Below are 26,707 nucleotides of genomic sequence, written 5' to 3'. Positions count from 1 at the left end.
CTCCCAGTGGCACCAAGAACTCCCCATTCTGTCGACATTAAAATCAACCTGACGAAAAACTCAGCGAACGGGCCGGACAGCCTGGAAAAAGGGTTTGACTTATCTGCCTTAGAACGTAATATACGCCCCGAAACAACGGTGAGGTGGCCGAGTGGCTGAAGGCGCGCCCCTGCTAAGGGCGTATAGGTTAATCCCTATCGAGGGTTCGAATCCCTCCCTCACCGCCATTGCGCGTCCGTAGCTCAGCTGGATAGAGTACCTGGCTACGAACCAGGCGGTCGGAGGTTCGAATCCTCCCGGACGCGCCATATTCTCAAGAGGCCGCGCCTAGCGCGGCCTCTTGGTTTTCACTTCGGTGAAGTAAAACCCGTTTTGCGCGTCCGTAGCTCAGCTGGATAGAGTACCTGGCTACGAACCAGGCGGTCGGAGGTTCGAATCCTCCCGGACGCGCCATATTATGAAAGGTCGGATTTCCGGCCTTCGCGCGGAGCGCTTCGGCGCTCAAGCGGTACAAGCCAAACTTTTGGCTTGCTGGATCCGCTTTCGCCCTACCGGACGCGCCATCTTTTCTCTGAAAAGAGTGATCGCTGTGCATCAGCGGCTCGGTTAACGGAGCTAAACTGTTAAGCCTGCGCGTCCGTAGCTCAGCTGGATAGAGTACCTGGCTACGAACCAGGCGGTCGGAGGTTCGAATCCTCCCGGACGCGCCATCTTCTCTCTGAAAAGAGGTATCGCTGTGCATCAGCGGCTCGGTTAACAGAGCTAAACTGTTAAGCCTGCGCGTCCGTAGCTCAGCTGGATAGAGTACCTGGCTACGAACCAGGCGGTCGGAGGTTCGAATCCTCCCGGACGCGCCATATTATGAAAGGTCGGATTTCCGGCCTTCGCGCGGAGCGCTTCGGCGCTCAAGCGGCACAAACCAAACTTTTGGTTTGCTGGATCCGCTTTCGCCCTCCCGGACGCGCCATCTTCTCTCTGAAAAGAGGTATCGCTGTGCATCAGCGGCTCGGTTAACGGAGCTAAACTGTTAAGCCTGCGCGTCCGTAGCTCAGCTGGATAGAGTACCTGGCTACGAACCAGGCGGTCGGAGGTTCGAATCCTCCCGGACGCGCCATATTATGAAAGGTTGGATTTCCGGCCTTCGCGCGGAACGCTTCGGCGCTCAAGCGGTACAAGCCAAACTTTTGGCTTGCAGGATCCGCTTTCGCCCTCCCGGACGCGCCATCTTCTCTCTGAAAAGAGGTATCGCTGTGAATCAGCGGCTCGGTTAACAGAGCTAAACTGTTAAGCCTGCGCGTCCGTAGCTCAGCTGGATAGAGTACCTGGCTACGAACCAGGCGGTCGGAGGTTCGAATCCTCCCGGACGCGCCATATTATGAAAGGTCGGATTTCCGGCCTTCGCGCGGAACGCTTCGGCGCTCAAGCGGCACAAGCCAAACTTTTGGCTTGCTGGATCCGCTTTCGCCCTCCCGGACGCGCCATATACAAAAAACCGGCCTTGGCCGGTTTTTTTGTATCCCCATCCCTGCTTTCCCCGGATTCACTACGTCCCAGCTACGCCTTGCTCTGCAGCGTGGTATCAGGGTTCTGTCCTGCCTACTTGTGGAGATTTAGCGTGATCTCCTAGCCCGGTGTGATAGAGAGAAGATTCTGCATATTATTGGTCTGTCCAATTTTAAATTCACCAGTGCATGCGGAGCTTTGCCTATCCGTTGGGATTATATTGGTCAGTCCATTTTTGCTGTGTTGCAGCTTTGACATTTTTATTCTCGTTGTGTGAATATCGACGGCCATTGTGATAACAGTCGTCGTGCTCGAGTATGGATACCCTGCTGCCCCAACTGCTCACTGCCGCTTCGGTGATGCTGACCGGAATGGTTCTGGTTTTTCTCTTTCTGTCGCTCCTGGTGCTGGGCCTTAAGCTGCTGGCTCACTTTTGCGCTCCACCGAAAGAGGCCCGAACCGGCTCGCTTCCTGCTCCGCCCCCTGGCCATCTATCCCGCCGACATCTGGCCGCCATTACGGCGGCAATTCACCAACACCGTGCTAACGAAGGGAACTCAAAATGACAAAAGCACTTGCCCTGACTGACGTTGTATTACGGGATGCCCATCAGTCGCTGTTTGCCACACGCATGCGATTGGAAGATATGTTACCGGTGGCGGAGCAGCTGGATCAGGTCGGCTACTGGTCTCTGGAAAGTTGGGGCGGCGCCACCTTCGACGCCTGCATCCGCTACTTGGGCGAAGACCCCTGGTACCGGATCCGCGCCCTCAAGGAAGCGATGCCAAAGACGCCCCAGCAGATGCTGCTGCGTGGTCAGAACCTGCTTGGCTATCGTCACTACGCCGACGATGTGGTCGAGGCCTTCGTAAAGCGCGCGGCCCAAAGTGGTGTTGAAGTGTTTCGGATCTTCGATGCCATGAATGACGTGCGTAACCTTAAGACGGCCATCCGGGCGGTGAATCAACACGGTGGCCATGCCCAGGGGACGCTCTCCTACACCACCTCCGAGGTGCATAACCTGGACACCTGGCTGGTTATGGCCAAGCAACTTGAACTGCTGGGCTGCCAGTCCCTCTGTATTAAGGACATGGCCGGCTTGCTGGGCCCCTATCAGGCCGAAGAGCTGATTGGGGCACTCAAGGCGCAAACCTCGTTGCCCATCGCCCTGCATTGCCATGCCACCACCGGGCTGTCCACCGCGACCTATCAGAAGGCGATCGATGCAGGGATCGACGTACTCGATACTGCCGTCTCCTCCATGAGCATGACCTATGGTCATACCGCCACGGAAACGGTGATGGCGATGGTGGCGGGGACAACGCGGGATACCGGGTTGGATCCCGCCCGTCTTGCTCCCATCGCGGCACACTTCCGTCAGGTAAGGCAGAAGTATGCCCAGTTCGAAGGCGCCCTCAAGGGTGTGGATGCGCGCATCCTGACGGCACAGGTGCCCGGCGGCATGCTTACCAACATGGAAAACCAGCTCAAGGAGCAGAACGCCGCGGATCGCTTGGACGAGGTGCTCCAGGAGATCCCCCGGGTTCGGCAAGATCTTGGCTTTATCCCGCTGGTGACCCCGACCTCACAGATTGTCGGTACCCAGGCGGTGCTCAATGTCCTGACCGGCGAGCGTTACAAGAGCATTACGAAAGAGACGGCGGGGGTGCTCAAGGGGGAGTACGGGGCGACGCCGGCCCCGGTTGATGAGGCGCTGCAGCAGCGGGTGCTCGAGGGTGCCAAGGTGATCACCGAACGGCCCGCCGATCGACTGGCACCGGAGATGGCGCAGTTGACCAAGGAGTGGTTTGCCCTGGCCGAGCAGGCCGGGATCCCTCTCTCCGAGGAGCCGGAGGAGGATGTGCTGATCTACGCCCTGTTTCCGCAGGTCGGAAAGAAGTTCCTGACCCACCGCGGTGACGCTTCCGCGTTCGAGCCTATGCCCACCGGTGTGCCGGCGACCCGTGAAGTGGCGCAGGCAAAAGGGGCCTCCGAGCCCGCGAGCTACCAGGTGCGGGTGGATGGGGAGCTCTTCAACGTGGAGGTCGGCGCCGCCGGCAGCCTGGAGAAGGTGGAGCCGGTTCTTAAACCAAGCCCTTCGACCCCCGCTGCTCCCGGCCCTGCGACGCTGGCCCATAAAGTGACGGCGCCCTTGGCGGGCAACATCTTCAAGATCCCGGTCCAGGCGGGCCAACGGGTCTCAGAAGGGGAGGTGGTGCTGGTCCTCGAGGCGATGAAGATGGAAACGGAGATCCGCGCCAGCCAGGCCGGTACCGTGGCGGATCTGCACGTCAAAGAGGGCGACAGCGTCACCGTCGGCGCCGATTTGATGAGCTTGTCCTAGGGGGCCGGATGCAAGGGTTTACCGATTTTTGGCACTCTACGGGGATCGCCAATTTCGAGCTGGGACAACTGGTGATGATGGCCGTCGGGGGACTGTTGCTGTTCCTCGCCATCAGCAAGAAGTTTGAACCGCTGCTGCTGTTGCCTATTGGCTTTGGTGCCATCCTGGCGAACATTCCGGAAGCGGGCTTTACCGAGCCTGGCGGGCTGCTCTACTACGTCTACTACATCGGCATTGAAAGTGGCGTATTTCCCCTGCTGATCTTCATGGGGGTGGGGGCGATGACCGATTTCAGTGCCCTGATCGCCAATCCCAAGACACTGTTTCTAGGGGCTGCAGCGCAGTTTGGGATCTTCGCGACGCTGCTTGGCGCCATCGCGCTGAACGCCGTTCCCGGTTTCTCCTTCACCTTGGAGGATGCGGCGGCCATCGCCATTATCGGCGGGGCAGATGGGCCAACGGCCATCTTCCTGGCATCGCGACTGGCACCGGATCTGCTAGGGGCGATCGCTGTGGCAGCGTACTCCTACATGGCGCTGGTGCCGCTGATCCAGCCGCCGATCATGAAGGCGCTCACCCGGCCGGAAGAGCGCCAGATCGAGATGGCCCAGCTCAGGGAGGTCAGCCGTCGGGAGAAGGTGCTGTTTCCGCTGCTGGTCCTCGGGGCCACCATCCTGTTTCTTCCTGCGGCAACCCCGCTGGTGGGGATGTTCTGTTTGGGCAACCTGATGCGTGAAGCCGGGGTGGTCGACCGACTCTCCAACACTGCCCAAAACGAGTTGATCAACATTGTCACCATATTCCTGGGCTTGGCAGTAGGTTCTAAGCTGTCGGCGGATCAGTTTCTGCAGGTGGAGACCCTCGGGATCCTGTTGCTAGGAGCTGTGGCGTTCAGTATCGGAACCGCTGCTGGCGTCCTAATGGCTAAGCTACTCAACCGCATCAGTGCCGAGCCGGTGAACCCCCTGATCGGAGCGGCTGGGGTGTCGGCGGTGCCGATGGCGGCTCGAGTGGTCAATAAGGTGGGGCTGGAAGCCAACCAGCAAAACTTCTTGCTGATGCACGCTATGGGACCCAATGTGGCTGGGGTGTTGGGCAGCGCGGTGGCCGCGGGAGTGCTGCTGGCCATGGTCGGTTAGAGAAAGAGTCTGCGCCACCCCGACGGATACCCCCTGTCCATCAGCTCAGTGCAGGGGGCAATCTCCGGACTCTGGCTTTCCATTGGAGGGGCTGGAGAACGTTAAAGCCGGGTCAGCCAACTCATCAACAGCATGACGCCAAGAACCAAACCGGAGAGGCTCAGGATATAGATAAATCCCTGCTGTCCCTGCTTGAGGCTATAGCCGTTCGACCGCAGGTAGAGATACCAGAGCAAGCACAGTATCAGGGGCAGCAAAAACAGCCTCGCGATCATAACTTAATATCCTTAATTCTCATTATTTTAAGATTAGCCTGATGAATTTTCAGGCGCCACTGTGCGGAAGCCGTCGTGAGATCACAGTGTGTCATGTCCGATTCGATTACCCTATCGTCTTGAGAGGTGTCTGCGGAAGCGGCGACTGAGCCTTGAGCGCCGCACTTCTCTTTATTACCGTTTTTGAGTTTGCTCCCTTTAAGCTGGGCAAACTCAGTTTGCGATCGTATCCCCTGTCCGGTTAACGGCAGCGGAGCGCCTGGAGGATCACAGAGTGCAACTGACCAGCTTTAGCGATTTCGCCTTCCGGGCTCTGATCTACCTCGGCACCCTGCCCGAGGGCGAGTTGACCAGCATCTCCAAGGTAACGGAACTCTACGGCGTCTCACGTAACCACATGGTTAAGGTGATCAATAAATTGGGCCACGCCGGTTTCGTCACCACGGTTCGGGGCAAAAATGGCGGCATCCGTCTGGCACGGTCGCCGGAGACGATCCGCCTGGGGGCGGTGGTGCGTGCCCTGGAACCCATGCAGTTGGTGGATTGTCGCAGCCCGATGTGCAGCATCCTGCCCGCCTGCCGTCTGAAGCCGGTGCTGCAGGAGGCCACCGAAGCGTTTTTGGCGACCCTGGATCACTACGTTCTGGCCGACATGCTGAGCGATAACGCCGCCCTTCAGAAGCTGTTTAAAAGCACTGCTACGGCAGAACCGATCGAGATCACTCCGTGACCCTTGCCCTCTGGGGTCTGTTCAGCTCCGCGTTCATTGCCGCCACCCTGGCCCCCGGCGGCTCGGAAGCCATATTGGCCTACCTGGTTGGGCAGGGGGAGATCCCCCTTCTTACCCTGTTGCTGGTGGCGACCGTGGGAAATACCCTCGGTTCATTAACCAGCTATCTTATCGGTCGCTACCTCCACCGTCGTAAAACTCCCCAGGAGATGGTCTCCGGGCGGGAGCGCCGGGTGATCGACTGGCTGCAGCGCTACGGGATCTGGTCGCTGCTGCTGGCGTGGCTCCCGGTGGTCGGCGATGCGATACCCCTGCTGGCGGGTTGGTTTCGCTTCCCGTTGCTATCTAGTACTCTGTTGATCTTTATTGGTAAGTTTTTGCGCTACCTGTTAGTGGCCCTGATAACTATGGGGGTGCTGGGGGGCGCCTGATGCACTGGGGAGAGGCAATCATGCAATGGAAAGGGATTCTGGCCGGGGCCCTGCTGGCGGGCAGCCTGTTGGGCTGTGCCAGTCAGGAAACGGCACTGCCTGAGGGCGTACGCCTGATCGAAACGGTCGAGGCGAAACGAGGGGAACTGGTGATCCCCTATCAGAAATACCAGCTGGCCAACGGCCTGACGGTGATCCTGCACCCGGACAGCTCAGACCCCCTGGTGCACGTCGATGTTACCTACCATGTGGGCTCCGCCCGTGAGGAGTTGGGGAAATCCGGTTTTGCCCACTTCTTCGAACACATGATGTTCCAGGGCTCGGAAAACGTGGCCGATGAGGAACACTTCCGCCTGATCACCGAGGCCGGTGGCACCCTCAACGGCACCACCAACTCCGATCGCACCAACTACTTCGAGACCGTCCCCGCCAACCAGCTGGAGAAGGTCCTGTGGCTGGAAGCCGACAGGATGGGCTTCCTGCTGCCTGCGGTCACCGAGTCCGCGTTTGAAAACCAGCGCTCCACGGTCAAGAACGAGCGGGGCCAGCGCGTGGATAACCGTCCTTACGGACGTCTTGGTGAGCGGGTAGGGCAGGCGCTCTATCCCCAGGACCACCCCTACTCCTGGCCGGTGATCGGCTGGATGGATGACCTGGATCGGGGCACTGTGGCGGACCTGCGTCGCTTCTTCCTGCGCTGGTATGGCCCCAACAACGCCACCCTGACCATAGGTGGCGATCTCGATGTGGCCCAGACCCTGGCCTGGGTGGAAAAATATTTCGGCCCCATCCCTCGTGGTCCGGCGGTGGAGGATGCCCCTAAGCAACCCGCCCAGTTGACCGCCGATCGTTACCTGTCGATGGAGGACAAGGTCCATCTTCCGCTGATCTACATCAGCTACCCCACGGTTTATGCCCGTCACGAGGATGAAGCGGCGCTGGATCTCCTAGCCCAGATTCTCGGTGGCGGCAAAACCTCCATCTTCTATAAGAACCTGGTGAAAGAGGGGCACGCGGTGCAGGCCCAGGTGGGCCACCCCTGCCGGGAGCTGGCCTGTGAATTTACCCTGCTGGCGCTGGCCAACCCGGGAAAAACCCCGCAGCTGGCGGAGATCGAGAAGATCATTCGCGACTCCATCGCCGAGTTCGAGCAGCGCGGGGTGACCGCGGATGACCTGCTCAAGGCCAAGGTTCAGCATGAGGCAAACACGCTCTACGGCCTGCAGAGTGTTCGCGGTAAGGTCACCAGCCTGGCCTACAACCAGACCTTCTTTGACAACCCAAACCTGATCGGTGAGGAGCTGGCGCGTTACGGCTCCGTCACCGCCGAGGACGTTAATCGGGTTTTCAACACCTACATCAAGGGTCGCCATGCGGTGATCATGAGCGTGGTGCCCCAGGGGCAAAGCGCCCTCATTGCCGCCGAGGACAACTGGGCGCCGGCGCCGCTGCCCCTGGATGCGATCACCCACGTCGAGGGTGAGGTACCCGATCCGGTGATCGTCGATAGCTTCGACCGCAGTCAGGTGCCGCCCGCGGGGGAGAACCCCCAGGTGATGCTGCCGACCCTGTGGCGTGCACAGCTGGAGAACGGTATCCCGGTGATCGGTACCCGTTCCGACGAAACCCCGACCACGGAGATCCTGATCAGCCTCGAAGGGGGCGCCCGTTTGCTATCGCCGCAGCAGGCGGGGCTGGCGGAGCTGACTGCCGCCATGATGGGGGAGTCAACGGAGCGCTTCAGCACCTCGGCCTTTGCGGAGGAGCTGGAGAAGCTGGGATCACGGATCAGCGTGGGCGCATCTTCGGATCGCACCACCATCAGTGTCAGCGCCCTGACCCGCAACCTGGCGCCTACCCTGGACCTGCTGAAGGAGCGCCTGTGGCACAGCGCCTTCAACGAGGCGGACTTCGCCCGCGTCAAGGAGCAGATGCTGCAGGGCCTGGCTCATCAGGCCAATGACCCTAACTGGTTGGCGAGCACCGCCTGGCTGCGCCTGGTCTATGGCACCGACAACCCCCAGGGGGTACCGGTCGGCGGCTTGGCGCAGACGGTGGAAAACCTGACGTTGGCGCAGGTGAAGGCGTTCTTTGATCAGCAGTTCCGGGCCGGTAATGCCGCGATCGTCACCGTGGGGGATCTGCCCCAGGGCGAGATGATGTCGCAGTTGAGCTTCCTGGCAGACTGGCAGGGAGAGGCAACTCCCTGGCCGTCGCTGGCCACGATGCCGCAGCTGGGTGGCCCCGTGGTTTACCTGTTGGATAAGCCTGGTGCCCCGCAATCGGTGATCCGCCTCGGCAAGCGGGCCATGCCTTTCGATGCAACCGGTGAACACTTCCTGGCGGGGCTGATGAACTACCCCCTGGGTGGCGCCTTCAACAGCCGCATCAATCTCAACCTGCGTGAAGATAAGGGGTACACCTACGGTGCCCGTACCGGCTTTAGCGGTGACACGGAGCTGGGCGAGTTTGTCGCCAGTGCCAGCGTCCGGGCCGACGCCACGGCGGCGTCGGTGCAGGAGTTTGTGTCTGAGATCCAGGGGTTCCAGCAGCGCGGGATGAACGAGGCGGAGCTGGCCTTCATGAAATCCTCCATCTCCCAGCAGGACGCACTCAAGTTCGAGACCCCGGCGCAGAAGGCCCGCTTCCTCGGCAAGCTTCAGCGCTACGATCTGGACGAAGGCTATGTGGCGGCGCAGTCCCGGCTGATCGCGTCGGCGAGCCTGGAGCAGATGGCGGAGCTGGCGGCGAAACAGCTGGATCTCAGCCAGATGATCATCCTGGTGGTAGGCGATAAAGCCAGCAACGAGCCGGCGCTGAAAGCGCTCGGATATGACGTCCAAGAGATAACTCTGTAAACTGGACACTAACCCACCATAGATCCATCACGGGCGGCGCGAAGTGCCGCCCGTTGTGTTACTAACAAGAGAGCCACCTTGAGCGCTTACAATCAGGTTATTGACCGCCTGGCCCAACCGCAGTGGCGGCCGGCACTACGGGCCTTGAATCGCGGTATCGAGCGGGAAACCTTGCGTGTGGATGCGCAGTGCCAACTGGCGCAGGATCCCCATCCCAAAGCCCTGGGCGCGGCGCTGACGCATCCCTGGATTACGACGGACTTCAGCGAATCACTGATGGAGCTGATCACCCCGGTCTACCAGGATCCGGATCAGCTGCTGGCCCACCTGGGCGATGTGCATCGCTTTGTCCTGGCCAACATCGATGACCAGCGCTTCTGGCCGCTGTCGATGCCCTGTTTCCTGGACAGCGATCAACATATCCCGATCGCCCAGTATGGCCACTCCCATATCGGCCGGATGAAGACCACCTACCGTATCGGCCTGTCGCACCGTTACGGCGCCAAGATGCAGGCGATTGCCGGGGTACACTTCAACTTTTCGGTTTCCGATCCCCTCTGGGAGGCACTGGGACTGGGCCAGCCGGATGATGCCGCGCGCTCAGAGCGCTACTTCGGCCTGCTGCGCCATTTCCACCGTCACACCTGGGTGCTGGCGTACCTGTTTGGGGCTTCGCCGTCGCTGTGCCGCTCCTTCCTGGGGGACAAGGCGTCGAACCTGCCCTTTGAGCAGGCCGGCGGGACCCTCTTCCTGCCCTACGCTACCTCCCTGCGGATGAGTGACCTGGGCTACACCAACCAGGCCCAGGATGCCCTCTCCGTGAGTCTGAACTCGCTGGAGGAGTATGTCCGGGACGTTAAACGGGCGATCCGGCTGCCTTCCGAGGCGTATGCCGGCATCGGCGTGCGGCACGATGGCGAGTACCGCCAGCTCAATGCCAATGTGCTGCAGATCGAGAACGAGCTTTACGCGCCGATCCGCCCCAAGCGCACTGCCCACAGCGGAGAGACCCCAAGCCAGGCACTGGAGCGCGGTGGTGTGGAGTACATCGAGGTACGCGCACTGGATGTGAACCCCTTTGCCCCCATGGGGATCAGCCGGGACCAGATCCTGCTGCTGGATCTCTTCCTGCTCGACGGCCTGCTTACCGATAGCCCTGCTTTTGCCAGCCAGGACGTGGCGGAGAACAAGGCCAACTTCCAGGCGGTGATCCTGGACGGGCGACGTCCCGGCAAGGCGCTGTCCCGCAACGGCAACGAGGTGGCGCTGTCGGATTGGCTTGGCGAACTGTTCCAGCGCTGGCAGGCGTTGGCGCCGGTATTGGATGCCGCCCATGGCGATCACCGCTATCAGGATGCCCTGGCCCAGTGGCAAGGTGCGGTCACGGATCCGGAACAGACCCTCTCCGCCCGGGTTCTGGCAGAGAGCCGCGCCAAGGGGCACGGCCGCTGGGCCTGTGATCTTGCCGCTCAGCATCGGGAGTGGTTTGCCCAGCAGCCCTACCGGCTGCTGGATGAGGCGCAGATGCAGCAGCGTTGTGCCGAGTCCCTGTCTGCCCAGGCGGAGCTGGAACAGCACAGTGTGGGCAGTTTCGATGACTATCTTGCGGATTACTTTCGACGCCAGGAGGGCGCATGAAAAACACCTTGTACAGCCTGTTGGCTCTGACTCTGCTGGGCGGCTGCGCCGCCGGTGGTGCCGATAAGCGGATCGACTGCGGTGAAGTGGCGGTGTTCCAGCAGCCCGAGGGCCGCAACAATCTGTACAAGGTGGCGGTAACCCGCATTGATGATAAGGATGTGGTCTCCAAGGCCAGCTACCGGCTGCTGCCCGGCAGCTACCGGCTGCGCCTGACGGAGTTCATCGATGACCCGCGACTGGCGGTGCCCAATGCCAAGCGCAGTTACCGCGAGATGACCCTCGAAGTGGTTGCCGGTCAACGTTACCACCTGGTGGCGGAGCTGGCGCCGGAGCATCGCGAAGAAGCGGAGCGCTACTGGCAGCCAAAGGTGTGGAAACAGGTACAGAGCGATTGCTCCATGCCGGCTAACCCGCGCTGAACCCGCGGCAATAAAAAAACCGACGCATTTGCGTCGGTTTTTTTATTGCCTTTTTTCGTCGCTAATCTGACAACTCTAACCAGACAGGGCCATAGAGGCACCGAGGGTGAAGAAGACGATGGCACAGGCGCGGTTAAAGCGGCGCTGGGCGCTGGGGGCGGAGAGCTTGTGAGCCAGCTGACAGCCTCCCATGGCCACCAGGTTGAGAATCACGAAGTCCACCAGGGTAAAGGTCAGGCAGAGGATCAGCAGCTGGGTGTTGAGATCCTGGTCCGGACGCAGGAATTGGGGAAAGAGGGCGGCGAAGAACACCAGGCCCTTGGGGTTGGCCAACCCCACCATTAGGGTCTTGCGGAACAGTTTGCGCCGGTCGCCGCTGGATGGCTCGTTACTGGCCTGGTTGATGGTGTCGCCGCGGGCACGCCAGGCACCGATCCCGAGCCAGATGAGGTAGGCGGCACCACCGAAGCGAAGCGCCTCGTAGAGCAACGGGTGGCCGGATATAAGGGCGCCGATCCCGGTGGCGGAGAGCACCATGAGGATAAGGCCGGCGACGTTGGAACCCAGTACCGTATAGAGGGCCCGGCGCTGTCCGTAACGGACGCTGGTGGAAAGGGTCATCAGGGTCATCGGGCCGGGGGCGGCCAGCAGTACGATAACGGTCGTCAGGTAGACCAGATACAGCTCGGTAGACATCGATGAACTTCGTTGTTTGGTCAAAAGGGCGGCCATTTAACCAGTGGCTCAGGGTGCTGTAAAGGGGGGCGCCCGACAAAACCGTCGATTGGCCCGTGGCGCAGAGTTGCCGGTAGGAAGCAGGACAAAAAAATGGGGTCCTGACTGGCGCCAGAACCCCCAACAAGGAGGAAAATGATGAACAAACCGATGAATGGGTTCACTGTTAGGAGTCCATCGCCTTCCATTAAGTTCCCTGAACAGGCAAACTTTTTTCATTATTCCGAAAAACTAAGAATATCCGCGCGATGACTCTGTTTAAGACCCTATTTTTGGCGTGCGCCCTGTTGCTGGCGGGCTGCGCCACCGCCCCCCCGGAAGATCCCGAGAACCTGTGCAATATCTTTAAAGAGAACCGCAGCTGGTACAAGGCAGCGAAGAACACCGAACAGAAGTGGGGGGTGCCGGTCCATGTGCCCATGGCGATGATGTACCAGGAGAGCGGCTTCAAACATAATGCCCGCCCTCCGATGCAGTACTGGTTGGGGTTTATCCCCGTGGGACGGGCTTCCAGTGCTTATGGTTACGCCCAGGCCAAAACCCTGACCTGGGAGGATTACGTGCGGGAAACCAAGCGCCGTCGAGCTCGGCGCAGCAATTTTGCCGATGCCCACGACTTCATGGGCTGGTTTATCTACAAGACCCAGCAGGTCAACGGCGTGTCCAAGTGGGATGCCTATAACCAGTACCTCAATTACCACGAGGGGTGGGGGGGGTATCAGCGCAAAACCTACAACCGCAAAGCCTGGCTGATCCAGGTCTCCAAGCGGGTGGATACCCGGGCCAAGCGCTATGCGGGCCAGTATCGCCAGTGCAAGGAGGATCTGGAGCGCGGCTGGTTCTCGCGGCTGTTTTTCGGTTGACGCTTCCCCGGGAAAGGCGGGTTTAACAGATTGGATAAGGAGAGCCGGATGCAACTCTATCGCGTGGTGAGTCAGGCGGACTGGCAGGAGGCCCTGAGAACCGGCCTCGTTCCCCGCTGCGGCAGTGATCAGAGGGCGGGCTGGATCCACCTCAATACCCCCGAGGATGTCGAGACGGTGGCGGCGCGTTACTTCAGCCCCAAAGAGCGGCCGCTGGCGTTGCTGCTGGATCTGACCGAACAGCAGGCGAACCTGTCCTGGCTGGCCCCCACAGAGGCAAAGCCCTGGCGTCAGCCCATTTTATCGGTGCCGCAACTGCAACGGGCCTGGGTGGTGGCGGTGCGGCGACTCGAACCCTCAGGGGAGTCACCGGCACTTGGGTACCGTCTGGGGGAAGCTCTGCCGCTGTCCCGAAAACAGCAACGCCTCCCGGTGGGAGGCGTTGTCTTTTGCGGTGGCGTCAGGCGCCGGTAAAGGCTCTGGCCCGCTTGATAATGCCCGGACCGTCCAGCTCCAGCACTGCGTGCATCTGCTCCTGGCTGCCCTGCTCGATGAAGCGATCTGGCAAGCCCAGTTGCAGCAACGGCTTGCACAGCCCCTGCTGAGCCAGTGACTCCAACACTGCACTGCCTGCACCGCCCTGGATCGCGTTCTCCTCCAGGGTGATCAGGTGATCGTGACTCTCGGCCATCGCTTTGACCATCTCGTGATCCAAAGGCTTCACGAAGCGCATGTTGACCACGGTGGCGTCCAGCTGCTCGGCGGCTTCTAAAGCGTAGGGCAGCAGGGTGCCGAAACTCAGGATGGCGATCCCCTTACCCTGGCGGCGGATCTCCGCCTTGCCGATGGCCAGGGCGGTCATTTCGCTTTGCAGCGGGATCCCCATGCCGTTGCCCCGGGGGTAGCGCACCGCTGCCGGGCCGGTATGCCGATGGCCGGTGTAGAGCATCTGCCGGCACTCGTTCTCGTCTGCGGGTGCCATGATGGTCAGGTTCGGCACGGTACGGAGGAAGGAGAGATCGAACGCCCCCTGGTGGGTCTGTCCGTCAGCCCCTACCAGGCCGCCACGATCGATGGCAAAGAGCACCGGCAAGTTCATGATGGCGACATCATGGATCACCTGGTCGTAGGCCCGCTGCAGGAAGGTGGAGTAGATCGCCACCACGGGGTTGAGCCCCTCGCAGGCAAAGCCGGCCGCCAGGGTGACCGCGTGCTGCTCGGCGATGGCGGCATCATAGTATTGGCCGGGGAAGCGCTGGGAGAACTCCACCATGCCGGAGCCCTCGCGCATCGCCGGGGTGACCGCCATCAGCTTGGGATCCTGCTCCGCCATGTCGCACAGCCAGTCACCAAACACCTTGGAGAAGGTGGGCTTGCCCGGCGCGGACTTGGGCAGTTTCCACTCTTCAGGGTTGAACTTGGGCACGCCATGGTAGCCGATGGGGTCCTCCTCCGCCGGCTGGTAGCCTTTACCTTTCTTCGTCATGACGTGGAGGATCTGCGGGCCCTTGAGGTTGCGCATGTTGCGCAGCGTATCCACCAGGCCGTTGACGTCATGGCCATCGATGGGGCCGATGTAGTTAAAGCCCAGCTCCTCGAAAAGCGTCCCCGGGACCACCATCCCCTTAAGGTGCTCCTCCGCCCGGCGGGCCAACTCCTTGATCGGCGGCATGGCACCCAGCACCTTCTTGCCGCTCTCGCGGATAGAGGTGTAGAGGCTGCCGGAGAGGATGCGGGCCATGTGGTTGTTCAGGGCACCGACGTTCTCCGAGATCGACATCTCGTTGTCGTTGATGATCACCAGCATATCCTTGTGGATATCCCCGGCGTGGTTGAGGGCCTCGAACGCCATGCCGCCGGTGAGGGCGCCATCGCCGATCACCGCGACCACCCGGCGTCCGTCACCCTCTTTATCGGCGGCAATGGCCATACCGAGGGCCGCACTGATGGAGGTGCTGGAGTGGCCGACACTGAAGGTGTCGTACTCGCTCTCTTCGCGCCAGGGGAACGGGTGCAGGCCATCTTTCTGACGAATGGTGTGCAGTTGTTCGGCACGACCGGTCAGGATCTTATGGGGGTAAGCCTGGTGACCCACATCCCAGATCAGCCGGTCAAAAGGGGTGTTGTAGACGTAGTGCAGGGCAAGGGTCAGCTCGACGGTACCCAGGCCAGAGGCCAGGTGACCGGAGGAACGGCTCACCGAGTGCAGCAGGAACTGGCGCACTTCGTCCGCCAGAGAGGAGAGCCGCTCTTGGGGCAGCTGGCGCAGCTGTTCCGGCAACAACGCCTGGGACAACAGCGGAAAATCAGACAGGGCCTGGCTCATCGAATGGTTCGCTTTGTGGTTATTCTATCGGTTTCGCTCGACGATATATCGGGCAAAGCCTTCCAATGGTTGGCTATTGTACGGCAACTGGGCCAGTGCTGTCAGTGCGTCCTGATAGAGACTCTGCGCTGTGTCACGGGCACCGTCCAACCCCAACAGGGCCGGGAAGGTGCTTTTGTCCGCCGCCAAATCGGAGCCCTGGGGCTTGCCCAACTGCTCGGTATCGCCGGTCACGTCGAGAATATCGTCCTGGACCTGGAAGGCCAGGCCGATGCAGTCGGCATAAGTGCGCAGTGCTTCGGCGTGCGGTTCGGGAAGTTGCGGAACCGCCAGGCAGCCCAGCTCGACGCTGGCGCGGATCAGGGCGCCGGTCTTGAGGTTGTGCAGCCGCTTGAGGGCATCCAGCGGAACCCGCCGGGCGGTGCTGGCGAGATCGATCGCTTGGCCGCCGCACATCCCCTGGTAACCGGAGGCGCGGGCCAGCAGGCGGATCATCGACAGGCGGTTCGGCGCCACCGTATCGGGCAGGGGAGAGTCGCACAGCAGTTCGAATGCCAGGGTCTGCAGGGCATCACCGGCCAGGATCGCGGTGGCCTCGTCGAAGGCGATGTGTACCGTCGGCTGACCCCGGCGCAGGTGGTCATCGTCCATCGCCGGCAGATCGTCGTGGATCAGTGAGTAGGCGTGGATGCACTCCACCGCCGCCGCCAGGGGATCCAGGCTGGCTTCATCGGCACCGAGCATGGTGCCGGTGGCGTACACCAGGTAGGGGCGAGCCCGCTTGCCGCCCAGCAGGGTGCCATAGCGCATCGCTTCAAGCAGGCGCGGCTCCACCTCCGGCAGGCGATCAAAGATCTCGCCCAGGTAGCGGTTGATCCGAGCCTGGTAGTGGCCAAGGGCCTCCGGTTGCATATTTACTCCTCGGTGGGGAAGGGCGCCAGAGTCGCGTCGGCGCTGCCGTTTTGGGAGAGGATCTGCACCTGCTGCTCGGCGTGGTCGAGCTTGCTCTGGCTGGCCCGAACCAGGCCGATGCCACGCTCAAACTGCTTCAGGGCCTGCTCCAGGGGCACGTCGCCCTGCTCGAGTTGGGTCACGATCCCTTCCAGCTCCTGCAGAGCCTCTTCGAAACTGAGGTTTTCCGGTTTTTTCGCCACAATGCTGCTCCCGTCCGACTAGGGGGCCAAAGGTACTGTGTTGCCCCGCCAGATTCAATCTGGGCGCCTCCTCTTTAGCCATTTTTGCTAAGCCACCCCGACTTCCTCCGGGCGGTTGCCCGAGGTTAGGTTGCGGCCCTTCGTTGCGCCTGCGCGGGGGGGGATCTATGCTCGGGGCTGAACCACATAACCCGGCTTCTGGACTCGCCCGGGTGCCGGTGCTGGGGTATACTCCCGCGCCTCTTACTGGCAGTGACAGGCAGATCATGAAATTTATCGTCAAACTGCACCCGGAAGTGATGATCAAATCCAAACCGGTGCGGATCCGTTTCTCCAAGCTGTTGGTGTCCAACATCCGCAACGTGCTGCGTAAAGTGGATGAGAACGCCAAGGTAAAGTTTAACTGGGACCATATCGTGGTGAACTGTCGCCAGGTGGACCCGGCCCTGCGCGATGCCATGGTGGAACGGCTCTCCTGCATTCCCGGCATCGCCCACTTCCTGGAGGTGAGCCAGCAACGCTTCGAGAGCATCGACGATATCTACCAGGCCACACTGCCGCTCTACCGCGACCAACTGGCGGGCAAAACCTTCTGTGTCCGAGTTAAGCGTTCCGGCAAACATGAGTTCAGCTCGCTGGACGTGGAGCGCTACGTTGGTGGCGGCCTGAACCAGAACACAGAGGCCAAAGGGGTGCAGCTGAAGAACCCCGACGTTACCATCCAGATCCAGATCGAAGATGACCTGGCCTACCTGGTGGCTGAGCGCCATGCCGGCCTTGGCGGTTTTCCCATCGCCACCCAGGAGGATGTGCTCAGCCTCATCTCCGGCGGGTTCGACTCCGGCGTTTCCACCTTCCAGACCATTAAGCGTGGCGCCCGCACCCACTACTGCTTCTTCAATCTCGGTGGCGCCGAGCATGAGCGCGGCGTGAAGGAGGTGGCCTACTACCTCTGGAACCGCTACGGCAACTCCCATAAGGTGCGCTTCCTGTCGGTCCCCTTTGAGCCGGTGGTCGAGGAGATCCTGGAGAAGATCGACAAGGGCCAGATGGGCGTGGTGCTCAAGCGGATGATGATGAAAGTGGCCTGCGCGCTGGCGGATCGCTTCGCCATTCCAGCACTGGTCACCGGCGAGGCGATGGGGCAGGTCTCCTCCCAGACCCTCACCAACCTCAATGTGATCGATCGGGCCACCGACAAGGTGGTGCTGCGCCCGCTGATCACCTGGGATAAGCAGGAGATCATCGATGTGGCGAGGGAGATCGGCACAGCCCCCTTCGCCGAAGTGATGCCGGAGTACTGCGGCGTGATCTCGCAAAAGCCGACAGTGAAGGCGGTTTTGGCTAAGATCGAAGCGGAAGAAGCGAAATTTTCTGACGACTTGGTGGCGCGCGTGGTGGAACAGACTCAGTACATCGACATCCGGGAACTGGCCAACGTAGGCAAGACCGAAACCGTGGAGATGGAAACCGTATCCGAGCCCGGCAAGGGTGAGGTGGTACTGGATATCCGGGCTCCGGAGGAGGAGGAAGCCAGTCCGCTGGAGTTGGCCCAGAACGACGTAGTGACCCTGCCGTTCTTCAAGCTGGCCAGCCAGTTTTCCTCCCTGCCGAAGGACAAGACCTACCTGCTCTACTGTGACCGTGGTGTCATGAGCAAGCTGCAGGCGCTCTATCTGCAGGAGCAGGGGCACAGCAACGTCAAGGTCTACCGCCCCTAAGGCGATCTCTTAAGATAGAAAACGGCACCCCTCGGGGTGCCGTTTTTTGTGTTGGTCAGGGATGGGCTCGCTCAGTCTTGTGGGCTGCGGTACTGGTAGTAGGCGGCGCAGGCCCCCTCACTGGAAACCATCAGGGCTCCGACCGGCGCCGACGGGGTGCAGGCTTTTCCGAACAGGGGGCAGTCCGCGGGGCGAAGCTGCCCCCGCAGCACCTGGGCACAGCCACAGCCCTCGGGCTCCGCCACCTGGGTGGGTTTGAGACCGAAGCGGCGCTCGGCGTCAAACTCGGCAAAGGCGTCGGAGAGCATCAATCCGGACTGGTCGATCGCTCCCAGACCTCGCCAGTCACTTTTGGGAGCCAGGGTGAACACCTCCGCCATCGCCCGCAGCGCGACGGCGTTACCGGCGCTTTGCACCGCCCGCTTGTAAGCGTTCTCCACCTCTGCCCGCCCGTCCGCAATCTGGCGCACGACCCCCAGCAGGGCGGTGAGGAAGTCGATGGGTTCGAAGCCGGCGATCACCACCGGCTTGCGGTACTCCTCCACGATGAACTGGTAGGGCGATTGGCCCACCACCATGGAGACGTGCCCCGGGGCCACCAGGCCATCCAAGCGCACCCCGGGATCGTCGAGGATCGCCCTGAGCGGCGGGCCGATGGTGATGTGGTGACAGAGGACGGAAAAGTTCTCGACCCCCTGCTGGCGTGCCTGCCGCAGGGTCAGGGCGGTGGCCGGTGCGGTGGTTTCGAAGCCGATGGCGAAGAAGACCACCTGCTTGTCCGGGTTCTGCTTGGCCAGGGCGAGGGCATCCAGGGGGGAGTAGACGATGCGCACGTCGGCCCCGGCGGCTTTGGCGTCCAGCAGGGAGCCGAGATCGCCGGGTACCCGCACCGCGTCACCGTAGCTGCACAGCAGGGTACCGGGCTGCCTGGCGAGAGTAACCGCGTCGTCGATCCGCCCCCGGGGCAGCACGCACACCGGGCAACCGGGACCGTGGACAAACTCGATCCCCTCTGGCAGCAGCTTGTCCAGGCCAAAGCGGAAGATGGCGTGGGTGTGGCCACCGCACACCTCCATGATCTGCAGGGGCTGGCGGGAAGGGTCCACCCCCTTGAGGGCGGTGCCGATCTGGGTGATCAGGGTCTTGACCGCCTGAGGGTCGCGAAACTCGTCGATGAACTTCATTGTGCGCCTCCCAGACCGGAGAAATCCGCCATCTCGTGCTCCTCGGCCCCCATGGCGGCCAGTGCCGACAGGGTTTGCTCGGCCTCGGACTCCGACAGTAGCGCCATGGCAAAACCGACGTGAATGAGTGCCCACTGACCCAGCAGCGTCTCGGGGGACTCGGGCCAGATGCAGCTGGCGTTTACGTTACGCTCGACGCCGCTTAATGCGACGGTGACCAGCTGCTGTTCGGCATCGACAATCGCCTCGATGCGGGCGGGAACCCCTAGGCACATAACGCCGCTCCTTTTTGCTCTATCCAAGTCAGCCAGCGCTCCATCCCCTCGCCGGTGGTGGCGGAGAGGCAGATCACCTCGATATTGGGGTTCACCTGGCGAGCCGACTCGATGCAACGGGGCAGGTCAAAATCCAGGTGCGGCAGCAGATCGGTCTTATTGATCAGCACCAGATCCGCGGCGGCGAACATATCCGGGTACTTGAGCGGCTTGTCCTCCCCCTCGGTGACCGACAGGATGGCGACCTTGTGCGCTTCGCCCAGGTCAAAGCTGGCGGGGCAGACCAGGTTACCGACGTTCTCGATAAAGAGCACGCCGCCTTGGTCCAGCCCAAGACGATGGTAGGCGGTGTCCACCATGGCAGCATCCAGGTGGCAGCCCTTGCCGGTGTTGATCTGGATGGCGGGGACCCCGGTGGCGCGGATGCGGTCGGCGTCGTTGGCGGTCTGCTGGTCGCCCTCGATCACCGCCACCGGCTTCTGTCCGGCCAGGCGGCGGACGGTTTCGGTCAGCAGGGTAGTTTTACCGGAGCCCGGGCTGGAGACCAGGTTCAGCACCAGTTGTTGGTCCGCCTGGAAGTGGGCCCGGTTGTGCTCGGCGATATGGTTATTCTTGCCCAGGATATCCTGCTCGATCTGCACCATCTTGTGCTGGCTCATCCCGGGGGCATGGGCGTGGGCCGGGCCCTGACCGTAGTGCAGGTCCTCTCCTTGCTGTTCCGGAGCAAAGCGCTCGCCATGACTGTGCTCGTGACCGTGCTCATGAGTGTGTGAGTGGTCATGGTCATGGTGATGGCCGTGATCATGGGCGTGGGCACCGGAGACGTGGTAGTGGATATGCACGTCACCCTTGTGCTTGAAATGGTAGTGATGGTGCACCACGGTCGCCGCCGGAGCGTCGGAGTGGGAATGGGGGTGGTCATGATGGTGGTGCTCATGGTCATGCTCATGTTCATGCTCGTGAGCCTGACCTTCCACCCGGGTATTGCCTTCGGCACAGCCGCATACGGTACACATCTATTCGATCTCCAAGGATTTCACTTTCATCTGGTCACCTCCCACCACCGTCAGCTGGTAGCCCCCGCATTTGGGGCAGGGCTCACCCCGGCGGCTGAGGGGGACCTGGGCCAGGCAGTCAAAGCAGAAGGCGCTGCCGGGCACCGATTCAATCTCAAGCAACGCGCCTTCGGCCAAGGTATCGCGCGTTACCACGTCAAAACAGAACTTAAGGGAGGTCAGCTCCACGCCCGCCAGCTCCCCCACGCTCAGGGTGACACTGTGGACCTTGGGGCTGGGGGCGGCCTGCGATTCAACAATCTGCAGGATCCCCTCCGCCAGGGACATCTCATGCATGGTGGTGCTCCCCACTCGGTATCTCGGTTCCGGTTTCCAGGATCTGCACCTCGAGGCAGGGCGCATGGGCCAGGACCCAGATTGCCACACCTTGGCGCCACTGTGACCACTCGGAGGGTGGGGGCGGTGGCAGTTGTGGCAGGCTGGCGGCGATGGCGGCCAGGGTGCCCTCGGTGGGGATCCGGATCTGGTACTCGTAGGCCCGTTCCTCTTGCCAGCGGCACAGGTGCCTCAGCGTGCCGCGGGCGGCGGGGCGCTCGCCGGCCTGAGGCTTGAGAACGGCGGTCAGGGCGCCGGGCTGGCCCAGGGCGTCGACCGCTTGCCAAAGCTCTATCCAGAGTGCCTCGAGACGATCCGCCAGGGTAGGCGCCTGCATCCCCAGGCGTCGTGCGGGGCCACTTTCCCAACGCTGGATCAGATCTGCCGGAGTGTAAAATCGGGTGTCCCAGCCGCGCTCGGCGACCGCCGTCTGGATCGGCGCCATCACTTCACGTTCCCACTCCCCGCGCCAGTCATCCAGGGGGGAGAGGGCCACCGGCGCTACCGCGGCACCGGGCTGGTAGCGCCGTGAGGGCAGAGCCGCCCGGTGTTGCGCCAGCGTTTGGCGCCAGCGGGTCAGCAGGGCCAGGCGCGAGGGTGACGGTGGCAGCAGCTCATGGGCGATGCGCCACAACTGCCAGCTGTGTTCGGTGGCCCACTCCAGGGCCAGGGCCTGGTCCCGCGCAGCCTCGGTTGCCGCATCCGGGCACAGGCCCCGCTGCGGCTCAATCAGGGAGAGTGCCGCCCAGCGCTGGGCCTCGCCACACTGGCGATAGATGAGTCCCAATCGCTCCAGCACCCCCTCGGGGGCGAGGCCGTTAAGCAGCAGCGGAACCGGGGGCAGGGTCAAGGTTGGCTCGACCTTGAGCCCGTCCGACTGTCGGATCAGCTGCAGGGTCGCGCTCGCCGGGGTCATGGGTTGTGCCCCTCTAGATGTCGGGCCCAGGCGATCACCGCCTGGCCCAGGGCCAGGCCGCCGTCGTTGGCAGGAACTTGAGCGTGGGTCAGGGGGAGCAGCTGGTGCGCCCTGAGCCCCTGAAGCAGCAGCCGCTGCAGCAAACGGTTTTGCAGCACACCGCCGGAGAGGGCGACTCGCTCGATACCATGCGCCTGGGCATGATGCACCAGGCGGCCCACCAGGCCCGCCGCCAGCTCCTGGTGGAAGCGCAGTGCAAGCTCGGCCGGTGTGGCTCCCTGTTCGAGTCCATCGAGCAGGGTCTGCCAGAGGGGGTTAAGACTCAGCGCTGGTCGACTGAGCATCGGCAGCGGCGCATCGGGGCGCGCGACCGCCTGCCAGGCCAGGGCTTCCAGGGTCATGGCCGCCTCCCCCTCGAAATATTGCAGCTCGAACACCCCGGTCAGCAGGGCGGCCGCGGCGTCGAACAGACGGCCGGCGCTGGAGGCTTTGGGGGAGTTGAGTCCGGCGGCAATCCCCTGGCGCAGCAGATCCAGGGGTTGCTGCCTGAGCCTTGCCAGGGCCGGGATGGTGCGCCCCTCCCAGTCTGGACAGGCGGCATCCAGGTGCGCCACCAGGTTGCGCCACGGGGCCTTGGCCGCCAGATCTCCGCCGGGCAGCGCCACCGCAGGCAGCCCCTCCAGGTAGTGGCAATGGCGGTAGTTCGCCAGCAGGATCTCGCCGCCCCAGAGGCGGTGTTCGGTGTCCGTGCCGCCCCAGCCCAGGCCATCCAGCAGCAGCCCCAGTACCGGGGCGCTATCCAGGGGCTGGCCATTATCTGCCAGGCAGGCGGCCAGGTGAGCGTGGTGGTGATCCACCGGCATCAGCGGGGTGCCACTCTCCCTGGCGAGCTGCTCGGCCAGCTGGTGGCTGAGGTAACCCGGGTGGCTGTCACAGGCGCGCAGCGCCGGGGTGAAATCAAACAGGCTGGCGAAGTGATCCAGGTTGTGGCGATAGGCGCTGAACAGATCCGGATCCGCCAGGTCCCCCAGGTGGGGGGAGAGCAGGGCCTCCCCCCGCCGCAGCAGGCAGAAGGTGTTTTTCAGGTCCGGGCCGTGGGCGAGCACCCCGTCGGCGGCCTCGAACCCCGGCGGCAGCGGGATCGGGGTGGGGACAAAGCCCCGGGCCCGGCGCAGCAGCTGGGGCACGCCGGATTCCACCATCAGGATGCTGTCGTCGGCACGATTGACGATGGCGCGGTTGTGCAGCAGCAGCTTGTCGGCGATGGGGCCGAGCTCTTCCAGGGCCACGGCATCGTCGATGCAGGGCGGACGCCCGCTGGCGTTGCCGGAGGTCATCACCAGTGGGCGTGCGGCCAGCGCCATCAGCCGATGTTGCAAGGGGTTGCTGGCCAGCATCAGGCCAAGCCGTGCCATGCCCGGGGCCACCGAGGGGGCGATCTCCCCCTCAGGCTTGGGAGCCAGCAGCACGATGGGCGCGGCGGCGCTTTGCAGCTGCTCTGCCTCGGCGGGGCTGATATGGGCCAGGGTCCGGGCCATCGTCAGGTCTAGGGCCATCAGTGCGAAGGGCTTGGAGGGGCGGCGTTTACGCTCCCGCAGCCGCATGACGGCGGCGTCATTGGTGGCGTCCACCGCCAGGTGGTATCCCCCCAGCGCCTTGAGGGCGACGATCTCCCCGGCCTGCAGCGCCGATACCGCCTGTTGCAAGGCGTCGTCCTCCCGGGCCAGTTCAGACCCCTGGGGGCCGGTCAGGCGCAGCTGGGGGCCGCAGGTGGGACAGGCGTTGGGCTGGGCATGGAAACGGCGATCGGCGGGGTTGTCGTACTCCGCCTGGCAGCGAGGGCATAGTGGGAAGGGCGCCATGGAGGTGAAGGGGCGGTCGTAGGGCACCTGGCGGATGATGGTGAATCGCGGGCCGCAGTGAGTGCAGTTGGTAAAAGGGTAGCGATGACGGCGGTCCTTAGGATCCGTCATCTCCCGTTGGCACTCGGCACAGGTGGCGGTGTCCGGGGCGATCCGGGTGTTGGCGCTGCCCCCTACCGAGGGGGTGATGGCAAACGCCTCCGGGCTCACTGCCAGCTGGCAGGGGCTCAGGATCACCTCGTCCAGCCGCGCCAGCGGCGGCAGCTGCTCGCGCATCCGGCGTACGAAGGCGTCGGCATCCACAGGCTGAGCCAGGCGGATAAGCACCCCTTCGCTGTCGTTGAACACTTCACCACAGAGTTCGGCCTCCCGGGCCAGCTGCCAGATGAAGGGGCGGAAGCCCACCCCCTGTACCTGGCCGCGGACCCGGATGGCGATGCCGTTGTAACCGTCCATCTCAGATCTCCCCGTTGGTCATTTTGTCGACGATCTCCCGGTACAGCGCCAGGCTGTCCAGGGCCCGCTCTTCGCTGATCTTCTCCATGGCGAAGCCGGACTGGATCAGCAGGTAGTCACCGATCGCTAGGGGCTCCCCGATCAGGTGCACGCTGACGTGGCGCTCCCGGCCCAGGGTGTCCACCGTGGCCAGCTGGCCTTCTGGATTGAGTGCCGTGATCTTGGAGGGGATGGAGAAACACATGGATAGCTCCTCGTTAACCGGCCAGGGCCTGGGGGACAAACAACGCGCCGGTCACCAGGGGGCCGGGCCCAAAATCCGTGGGCAGGCGCAGGGCGATGTTCTTGCCCAGCCGCAGCCGCAGCCGCTCCAGCAGCACCGGGTTGTCAAACTCGTCACCGGCCAGGATCAGCTCATCCAGGCCGATGTTCATGTCCAACTGCTCAACCCAGTTGCAGACGAAATCACAGAAGGAGTCGATCACCCCAAAGGCGACCCCCGCCTTCTGATCCGGATCCGCCAAGCGGTAGGAGAGGCAGGCTTGGAGGGCACGCTGCCACTGCACCACCAGGGTACCCGCTTCCCGTTTCACCCCGTAGTCGATGCGCGGCGCCGCCTGCCCGCCGAAGCGCAGGGCCTGGCAGAGGAAGGCTTCGCCAGCGACGGCGGGGTCTGTCTCGCTGGACTGGCCGCTGAACCAGGCCGCCAGGGCCAGCACGCTTTGGAAGCTGCCGGACAGCGGTGTCTGGGGCAGTGCCGCCAGGGCGGCCAAGTGCTCCGGGTCCACCTCTTGGTAGCGGGTCAGCAGGCGCTCGCCGTTGGCACTGCTGCGGATCGCCTCCAGCATGGCGCTGGGGCTTAGGGGCGCCTCGTTGGCATCCGGCAGGCGCACCAGCCACTGGTACTCGCCCTCGTTGTCCTTGTAGAGCAGGCCACTGCGGTGGCGTCGGCTTAGGTAGAGCACAGCGCTGCGCTTGGGCGTCCGGTCCTGTTGGCGCACCCCTTCAAGGGCACAGGCAGCGGCCCAGTCCGGATCCGGCTCGGCCAGGATGTCGCTCGCCTGGAAGCGCACCCGGCCGTCGTCCCAGTGGGCGGTGAGCCCCAGCAGGGAGGCGCGATGGCGCGGTGGCTCGTGGGTGGCGATGGCGCTGGGGGCCTGGCTCAGGGTTAGGGGCACCGGGGTGTCACCGAACTGGGTCAGGCAGAGGGGCGGGTGGCTCTGGCGGATCCCCACGGCGGGGATCCCGCTCTGGGCCAGGCGATTGGCCAGGGCCAGGGTGACGCGGTCGGCGCTCTGCTGAACGCGGTAACGGGCCCGGGGCAGGGCGTAGCGCTGGCGGAAGTCGGCCCGGGGCATCATCAGCAGCCGGGGCTTTTCGATGCTGCCCAGCTGCTGGATCCCGATGTTGTTGATGTGCAGGCTGTGGTTCAGGGCCTCGGGGTCACAAAACAGCAGGGCGTCGTCAGCGGCGCCCAGGTGATCCAGCCGAACCAGGGTGAGGGTGTTGTCACCGGCACGGTACTTCACTTCGCCTTGCTCGGTGAAGGTCTCGAACAGTTGCGCCAGTCGTGCTGCCGTGGCGTCGTCGCCCACGGGCTGCGCACCGCAGTGCCGGCAGTGACTCAGGGGGTCATCCAGGCAGTGCTGACAGTAGGGCAGTGAGGGCTTTACCCCCTTGAGTTCGACGGCATCACCGCGGAGCTGCTCGATGGGCTCAATCCGGGTATCGGTGAGCCAGCAGGAGAGCGGGAAAACGCGGCCGATGAGATCCGCCAGGGCCGAGAGCGTGTCCTGCTCCCCCTCGGCTTCGATAAAGTAGCCATCCACATCCTGGCCGATGGCCTGAACCTCGGGATGGCGCAGAAACTGGTTACAGAGACGGCCATAGAGAGGAACGGGCCGGGCAGTGTGAAACTCAAACCGCAGCTTCATAGCGGGTCTCCTGGTCACAGGACTGGCGCGCCAGTGCAACGATGTCGGGGTTGGCCTTCTGGGTCAGGGTGAAACCCCGGGCGGTCAGGTGGTCGCAGAACGCTTGCTCCATCAGGGGGACCGCGCGTTGGATCGATTCGGACAGCTCGAAACTCATCGCTTCGAGGACCTCGGGGATAACGCCAAGGATGTGGGTGGGAGGGCGGTCGCCCACCATCTCCATCATGTTGAGGGTCTGCAGCATCTCCACTTCGTGGGCGCTGCCCTGGAAGTCGATGTGGTGTGGCACCTGGTCGAAATCGAACAGGTAGACACTGCCGGCGGCGCCCTGGGTGGAGTGGACGGTGTCGATCACCAGCAGCTGATCGTACTGGGCGATCATCGGAATGAGGGCATGGGCCAGGGTGCCACCGTCGACGAAGTCGAGCCGGTGTGGCCCCTCGAACCGGTATTTTTGTTGCAGGTAGTGGGTCAGGTGGACGCCGATCCCTTCGTCGGCGAACAGGACGTTACCTATGCCCAAAACCAGAAATTTTTGCGTCATTGCGGT

The 26,707-nt window shown here is 62.9% G+C and carries 25 protein-coding genes and 7 tRNA genes; 18 read left to right on the top strand and 14 right to left on the bottom strand.

Annotated features, from left to right (window positions below):
• The first annotated feature begins 137 nt into the window (after positions 1 to 137).
• The 10 genes from ABD997_RS08385 (at position 138) to ABD997_RS08340 (ending at position 4,986) form a co-directional block, all read left to right on the top strand.
• Positions 138 to 227 (top strand) — tRNA-Ser (locus ABD997_RS08385).
• Between the two features lie 4 nt (positions 228 to 231).
• Positions 232 to 308: transfer RNA gene (locus ABD997_RS08380), tRNA-Arg, on the top strand.
• 68 nt (positions 309 to 376) lie between these two features.
• Positions 377 to 453: transfer RNA gene (locus ABD997_RS08375), tRNA-Arg, on the top strand.
• Positions 454 to 633: 180 nt separating this feature from the next.
• Positions 634 to 710: transfer RNA gene (locus ABD997_RS08370), tRNA-Arg, on the top strand.
• A gap of 70 nt (positions 711 to 780) precedes the next feature.
• A tRNA-Arg gene (locus ABD997_RS08365) sits at positions 781 to 857 on the top strand.
• Between the two features lie 180 nt (positions 858 to 1,037).
• Positions 1,038 to 1,114, top strand: a tRNA-Arg gene (locus tag ABD997_RS08360).
• A gap of 180 nt (positions 1,115 to 1,294) precedes the next feature.
• Positions 1,295 to 1,371 (top strand) — tRNA-Arg (locus ABD997_RS08355).
• A gap of 449 nt (positions 1,372 to 1,820) precedes the next feature.
• On the top strand, positions 1,821 to 2,069 hold the full coding sequence (locus tag ABD997_RS08350; protein ID WP_345316559.1) for an OadG family transporter subunit: 249 nt from the start codon (positions 1,821 to 1,823) through the stop codon (positions 2,067 to 2,069).
• Positions 2,066 to 3,847: a sodium-extruding oxaloacetate decarboxylase subunit alpha gene (oadA, locus tag ABD997_RS08345; RefSeq protein ID WP_345316558.1), complete on the top strand. Its 1,782-nt coding sequence runs from the start codon at positions 2,066 to 2,068 to the stop codon at positions 3,845 to 3,847. The genes ABD997_RS08350 and oadA overlap by 4 nt, the downstream gene beginning before the upstream one ends.
• 8 nt (positions 3,848 to 3,855) lie before the next feature.
• Positions 3,856 to 4,986, top strand: a complete 1,131-nt coding sequence (locus ABD997_RS08340) for a sodium ion-translocating decarboxylase subunit beta (RefSeq protein ID WP_345316557.1) — start codon at positions 3,856 to 3,858, stop codon at positions 4,984 to 4,986.
• 101 nt (positions 4,987 to 5,087) lie between these two features.
• Here ABD997_RS08340 and ABD997_RS08335 read toward each other — a convergent pair whose 3' ends face one another.
• On the bottom strand, positions 5,088 to 5,261 hold the full coding sequence (locus ABD997_RS08335; protein WP_345316556.1) for a hypothetical protein: 174 nt from the start codon (positions 5,259 to 5,261) through the stop codon (positions 5,088 to 5,090).
• Between the two features lie 274 nt (positions 5,262 to 5,535).
• Between ABD997_RS08335 and nsrR the strand changes: the two genes are divergently transcribed.
• The 5 genes from nsrR to ABD997_RS08310 all read left to right on the top strand — a co-directional run bounded on the left by nsrR (position 5,536) and on the right by ABD997_RS08310 (position 11,340).
• Entirely contained in the window at positions 5,536 to 5,991 is a 456-nt protein-coding gene (gene nsrR, locus ABD997_RS08330) for a nitric oxide-sensing transcriptional repressor NsrR (RefSeq protein WP_345316555.1), read from the top strand.
• The gene (locus ABD997_RS08325) at positions 5,988 to 6,422 is read left to right on the top strand and encodes a YqaA family protein (protein WP_345316554.1); all 435 of its coding nucleotides are present in this window, start codon (positions 5,988 to 5,990) and stop codon (positions 6,420 to 6,422) included. Before nsrR ends, ABD997_RS08325 begins: the two co-directional genes overlap by 4 nt.
• The gene (locus ABD997_RS08320) at positions 6,422 to 9,280 is read left to right on the top strand and encodes a M16 family metallopeptidase (protein WP_345316553.1); all 2,859 of its coding nucleotides are present in this window, start codon (positions 6,422 to 6,424) and stop codon (positions 9,278 to 9,280) included. The genes ABD997_RS08325 and ABD997_RS08320 overlap by 1 nt, the downstream gene beginning before the upstream one ends.
• A gap of 78 nt (positions 9,281 to 9,358) precedes the next feature.
• Positions 9,359 to 10,918, top strand: a complete 1,560-nt coding sequence (gene gshA, locus ABD997_RS08315) for a glutamate--cysteine ligase (RefSeq protein ID WP_345316552.1) — start codon at positions 9,359 to 9,361, stop codon at positions 10,916 to 10,918.
• A complete protein-coding gene (locus tag ABD997_RS08310) occupies positions 10,915 to 11,340 on the top strand; it encodes a hypothetical protein (protein ID WP_345316551.1) in 426 nt (141 codons plus the stop codon). Before gshA ends, ABD997_RS08310 begins: the two co-directional genes overlap by 4 nt.
• Before the next feature lie 75 nt (positions 11,341 to 11,415).
• Here the strand turns inward: ABD997_RS08310 and ABD997_RS08305 are convergent, their stop codons facing one another.
• The gene (locus tag ABD997_RS08305) at positions 11,416 to 12,036 is read right to left on the bottom strand and encodes a LysE family translocator (RefSeq protein ID WP_345316550.1); all 621 of its coding nucleotides are present in this window, start codon (positions 12,034 to 12,036) and stop codon (positions 11,416 to 11,418) included.
• 287 nt (positions 12,037 to 12,323) lie between these two features.
• Between ABD997_RS08305 and ABD997_RS08300 the strand changes: the two genes are divergently transcribed.
• Positions 12,324 to 12,938 (top strand): transglycosylase SLT domain-containing protein, encoded by a 615-nt coding sequence (locus ABD997_RS08300; protein ID WP_345316549.1) that lies wholly within the window; start codon positions 12,324 to 12,326, stop codon positions 12,936 to 12,938.
• A 48-nt stretch (positions 12,939 to 12,986) separates the two neighbouring features.
• Positions 12,987 to 13,412 (top strand): DUF952 domain-containing protein, encoded by a 426-nt coding sequence (locus ABD997_RS08295; protein ID WP_345316548.1) that lies wholly within the window; start codon positions 12,987 to 12,989, stop codon positions 13,410 to 13,412.
• On the opposite strand, the gene dxs is transcribed toward ABD997_RS08295, so the two are convergent.
• From dxs to xseB, 3 genes are read right to left on the bottom strand one after another with little or no spacing between them, the layout of a single operon-like run.
• Positions 13,399 to 15,264, bottom strand: coding sequence for a 1-deoxy-D-xylulose-5-phosphate synthase (dxs, locus tag ABD997_RS08290; protein WP_345316547.1), 1,866 nt, complete (start codon positions 15,262 to 15,264; stop codon positions 13,399 to 13,401). The genes ABD997_RS08295 and dxs overlap by 14 nt on opposite strands.
• Positions 15,265 to 15,288: 24 nt before the next feature.
• Positions 15,289 to 16,176 (bottom strand): (2E,6E)-farnesyl diphosphate synthase, encoded by an 888-nt coding sequence (gene ispA / locus ABD997_RS08285; RefSeq protein WP_345316546.1) that lies wholly within the window; start codon positions 16,174 to 16,176, stop codon positions 15,289 to 15,291.
• A gap of 2 nt (positions 16,177 to 16,178) precedes the next feature.
• Positions 16,179 to 16,418, bottom strand: a complete 240-nt coding sequence (gene xseB / locus ABD997_RS08280) for an exodeoxyribonuclease VII small subunit (protein ID WP_345316545.1) — start codon at positions 16,416 to 16,418, stop codon at positions 16,179 to 16,181.
• Between the two features lie 266 nt (positions 16,419 to 16,684).
• Between xseB and thiI the strand changes: the two genes are divergently transcribed.
• Complete coding sequence (gene thiI, locus ABD997_RS08275; RefSeq protein ID WP_345316544.1) at positions 16,685 to 18,139, top strand: tRNA uracil 4-sulfurtransferase ThiI; 1,455 nt, start codon at positions 16,685 to 16,687, stop codon at positions 18,137 to 18,139.
• A 71-nt stretch (positions 18,140 to 18,210) separates the two neighbouring features.
• On the opposite strand, the gene hypD is transcribed toward thiI, so the two are convergent.
• Genes hypD through ABD997_RS08230 form a run of 9 tightly spaced genes read right to left on the bottom strand, consistent with a single transcriptional unit; the run spans position 18,211 to position 26,701 of the window.
• Positions 18,211 to 19,323 (bottom strand): hydrogenase formation protein HypD, encoded by a 1,113-nt coding sequence (hypD, locus tag ABD997_RS08270; RefSeq protein WP_345316543.1) that lies wholly within the window; start codon positions 19,321 to 19,323, stop codon positions 18,211 to 18,213.
• Positions 19,320 to 19,598: a HypC/HybG/HupF family hydrogenase formation chaperone gene (gene hypC / locus ABD997_RS08265; protein WP_345316542.1), complete on the bottom strand. Its 279-nt coding sequence runs from the start codon at positions 19,596 to 19,598 to the stop codon at positions 19,320 to 19,322. Before hypC ends, hypD begins: the two co-directional genes overlap by 4 nt.
• Positions 19,589 to 20,614, bottom strand: a complete 1,026-nt coding sequence (gene hypB, locus ABD997_RS08260) for a hydrogenase nickel incorporation protein HypB (protein ID WP_345316541.1) — start codon at positions 20,612 to 20,614, stop codon at positions 19,589 to 19,591. The genes hypC and hypB overlap by 10 nt, the downstream gene beginning before the upstream one ends.
• On the bottom strand, positions 20,615 to 20,950 hold the full coding sequence (gene hypA / locus ABD997_RS08255) for a hydrogenase maturation nickel metallochaperone HypA (protein ID WP_345316540.1): 336 nt from the start codon (positions 20,948 to 20,950) through the stop codon (positions 20,615 to 20,617).
• On the bottom strand, positions 20,943 to 21,905 hold the full coding sequence (locus ABD997_RS08250) for a hypothetical protein (RefSeq protein WP_345316539.1): 963 nt from the start codon (positions 21,903 to 21,905) through the stop codon (positions 20,943 to 20,945). Before ABD997_RS08250 ends, hypA begins: the two co-directional genes overlap by 8 nt.
• Positions 21,902 to 24,223, bottom strand: coding sequence for a carbamoyltransferase HypF (hypF, locus tag ABD997_RS08245; RefSeq protein WP_345316538.1), 2,322 nt, complete (start codon positions 24,221 to 24,223; stop codon positions 21,902 to 21,904). Before hypF ends, ABD997_RS08250 begins: the two co-directional genes overlap by 4 nt.
• A 1-nt stretch (position 24,224) precedes the next feature.
• The gene (locus ABD997_RS08240) at positions 24,225 to 24,467 is read right to left on the bottom strand and encodes a HypC/HybG/HupF family hydrogenase formation chaperone (protein ID WP_345316537.1); all 243 of its coding nucleotides are present in this window, start codon (positions 24,465 to 24,467) and stop codon (positions 24,225 to 24,227) included.
• A 13-nt stretch (positions 24,468 to 24,480) separates the two neighbouring features.
• A complete protein-coding gene (locus ABD997_RS08235) occupies positions 24,481 to 26,157 on the bottom strand; it encodes a hypothetical protein (RefSeq protein ID WP_345316536.1) in 1,677 nt (558 codons plus the stop codon).
• Entirely contained in the window at positions 26,141 to 26,701 is a 561-nt protein-coding gene (locus ABD997_RS08230) for a HyaD/HybD family hydrogenase maturation endopeptidase (RefSeq protein WP_345316535.1), read from the bottom strand. The genes ABD997_RS08235 and ABD997_RS08230 overlap by 17 nt, the downstream gene beginning before the upstream one ends.
• Positions 26,702 to 26,707: the final 6 nt, after the last annotated feature.

It is taken from the genome of Ferrimonas gelatinilytica (genome assembly GCF_039544205.1).
GTDB lineage: Bacteria > Pseudomonadota > Gammaproteobacteria > Enterobacterales > Shewanellaceae > Ferrimonas > Ferrimonas gelatinilytica.
Note: the sequence above shows the minus strand (reverse complement) of the source record. Positions and strands in the feature narration are given on the sequence as shown.

Coding starts and splice junctions, on each gene's coding strand:
- ABD997_RS08350 (WP_345316559.1), top strand. CDS start 1,821: ATGGATACCCTGCTGCCCCAACTGCTCACTGCCGCTTCGGTGATGCTG.
- oadA (WP_345316558.1), top strand. CDS start 2,066: ATGACAAAAGCACTTGCCCTGACTGACGTTGTATTACGGGATGCCCAT.
- ABD997_RS08340 (WP_345316557.1), top strand. CDS start 3,856: ATGCAAGGGTTTACCGATTTTTGGCACTCTACGGGGATCGCCAATTTC.
- ABD997_RS08335 (WP_345316556.1), bottom strand. CDS start 5,261: ATGATCGCGAGGCTGTTTTTGCTGCCCCTGATACTGTGCTTGCTCTGG.
- ABD997_RS08320 (WP_345316553.1), top strand. CDS start 6,422: ATGCACTGGGGAGAGGCAATCATGCAATGGAAAGGGATTCTGGCCGGG.
- ABD997_RS08310 (WP_345316551.1), top strand. CDS start 10,915: ATGAAAAACACCTTGTACAGCCTGTTGGCTCTGACTCTGCTGGGCGGC.
- ABD997_RS08305 (WP_345316550.1), bottom strand. CDS start 12,036: ATGTCTACCGAGCTGTATCTGGTCTACCTGACGACCGTTATCGTACTG.
- ABD997_RS08300 (WP_345316549.1), top strand. CDS start 12,324: ATGACTCTGTTTAAGACCCTATTTTTGGCGTGCGCCCTGTTGCTGGCG.
- ABD997_RS08295 (WP_345316548.1), top strand. CDS start 12,987: ATGCAACTCTATCGCGTGGTGAGTCAGGCGGACTGGCAGGAGGCCCTG.
- dxs (WP_345316547.1), bottom strand. CDS start 15,264: ATGAGCCAGGCCCTGTCTGATTTTCCGCTGTTGTCCCAGGCGTTGTTG.
- ispA (WP_345316546.1), bottom strand. CDS start 16,176: ATGCAACCGGAGGCCCTTGGCCACTACCAGGCTCGGATCAACCGCTAC.
- thiI (WP_345316544.1), top strand. CDS start 16,685: ATGAAATTTATCGTCAAACTGCACCCGGAAGTGATGATCAAATCCAAA.
- hypD (WP_345316543.1), bottom strand. CDS start 19,323: ATGAAGTTCATCGACGAGTTTCGCGACCCTCAGGCGGTCAAGACCCTG.
- hypC (WP_345316542.1), bottom strand. CDS start 19,598: ATGTGCCTAGGGGTTCCCGCCCGCATCGAGGCGATTGTCGATGCCGAA.
- hypB (WP_345316541.1), bottom strand. CDS start 20,614: ATGTGTACCGTATGCGGCTGTGCCGAAGGCAATACCCGGGTGGAAGGT.
- hypA (WP_345316540.1), bottom strand. CDS start 20,950: ATGCATGAGATGTCCCTGGCGGAGGGGATCCTGCAGATTGTTGAATCG.
- ABD997_RS08250 (WP_345316539.1), bottom strand. CDS start 21,905: ATGACCCCGGCGAGCGCGACCCTGCAGCTGATCCGACAGTCGGACGGG.
- hypF (WP_345316538.1), bottom strand. CDS start 24,223: ATGGACGGTTACAACGGCATCGCCATCCGGGTCCGCGGCCAGGTACAG.
- ABD997_RS08240 (WP_345316537.1), bottom strand. CDS start 24,467: ATGTGTTTCTCCATCCCCTCCAAGATCACGGCACTCAATCCAGAAGGC.
- ABD997_RS08235 (WP_345316536.1), bottom strand. CDS start 26,157: ATGAAGCTGCGGTTTGAGTTTCACACTGCCCGGCCCGTTCCTCTCTAT.
- ABD997_RS08230 (WP_345316535.1), bottom strand. CDS start 26,701: ATGACGCAAAAATTTCTGGTTTTGGGCATAGGTAACGTCCTGTTCGCC.